We start from the raw sequence: 1,311 nt of genomic DNA on the forward strand, positions 1-1,311 counted from the left end.
CACAACCTCTTTTATATTTTACAGTTCTGCTATATTTTCTTTTGGCTATGCTGCTTTTTCCTCATGCATTTGGCAACAAGTTGCTATATTCCAATTATATCGGGTTATAAATAGTCCCATAAACATATATTTGGCAACTGTAATGAGCCCCTTTCCTTCTTTTATCAGTTTAGCACACATTTTTTTGATATTAAAGGCTATAGCAAAGAAAGCAAAGTCCATTGTAACCTTGTCTTCTCCCACATGCCGGAATCTTCTGTATGCCATGTTGTATTTCATTTGTCCAAACACAGCCTCTGGTTCTATACACCTCCTGCCTCTATGCTTGATACCTTCTTCTGAGAGCAACCTTTCCCGTGCCTGCCGTTTGTATTGATTTAATCGGTGGTTGACTTCTATAATACGGTTCCCCCGAGCTTTAAAACAACTGCCACGCAAAGGGCAACCTTCGCATCTTTTTGCTTTATACCGGGCACTTTCGATGATGTATCCGCTCGCTGTCTTGTCACGTTTGGTTCCTATACGGTTCATGTGCTGTCCCATAGGACAAACGTAATAATCCTCTTGGGCATTGTAATGGAGACTTTCGGCATGGAATGGGTTGGGAGTATAACGAGGACGCTGTTCTTTATGGAAGTAATTGTACTTGATGAAGGCTTCTATCCCATTCTCCTGCATGAACCGGTAATTTTCTTCCGAACCGTAACCGGAGTCTGCCACACAGATATTCGGTAAACGGTTATAGCGGTACTGGAAAGAGTGGAAAAAAGGTATGAGGGTCAGTGTATCGGTAGGGTTGGGAAACAGACGGAAGTCTGTGATGAATTGGTTTTCAGTACCTATTTGCAGATTATATCCGGGTTTGGTCTGCCCGTTCTTCATGGCATCTTCTTTCATGCGCATGAATGTGGCACCAGGATCGGTCTTGGAATAGGAGTTACGTTCTCCAAGGGTATCAAGGTGATTGTCGTATTCTATCAGCTTGTCACGATACCCTTCAAGTTCCATGACCTGCTTCTTCTTTTTGCGCAGGGCTTTCTTTTCTTCCTTATCCTTTGTTGCAGGCTGGCGTTCCAGGGCTTCTTTAAGTTCATCCACTATGTCAGAGAGCCTGCAGGGAGTAAACTCCACGGATGTGTCTTTTATAGAGTTCTCCTGTGCAATGGCTTCATCCACCTGTTCCAAGAGAATACGGATTTTATCCATTAGTCTCGTACGGTTCCGTTCGACTGTCTTGCGCCAGACAAAAGTATATTTGTTGGCTTTGGATTCAATCTTGGTGCCGTCGATATACTCCACATCAAGGCTGAT

The 1,311-nt window shown here is 43.5% G+C and carries 1 protein-coding gene; it reads right to left on the reverse strand.

Going from position 1 to position 1,311, the window contains the following annotated elements:
- Positions 1–45: 45 nt before the first annotated feature.
- A partial coding sequence (locus DWZ47_RS15090) for an IS1182-like element ISBf3 family transposase (protein ID WP_233525059.1) occupies positions 46–1,311 on the reverse strand: 1,266 nt, incomplete at its 5' end.

It is taken from the genome of Bacteroides sp. AF32-8BH (assembly GCF_003435205.1).
Taxonomy (GTDB): Bacteria; Bacteroidota; Bacteroidia; order Bacteroidales; family Bacteroidaceae; genus Bacteroides; species Bacteroides ovatus.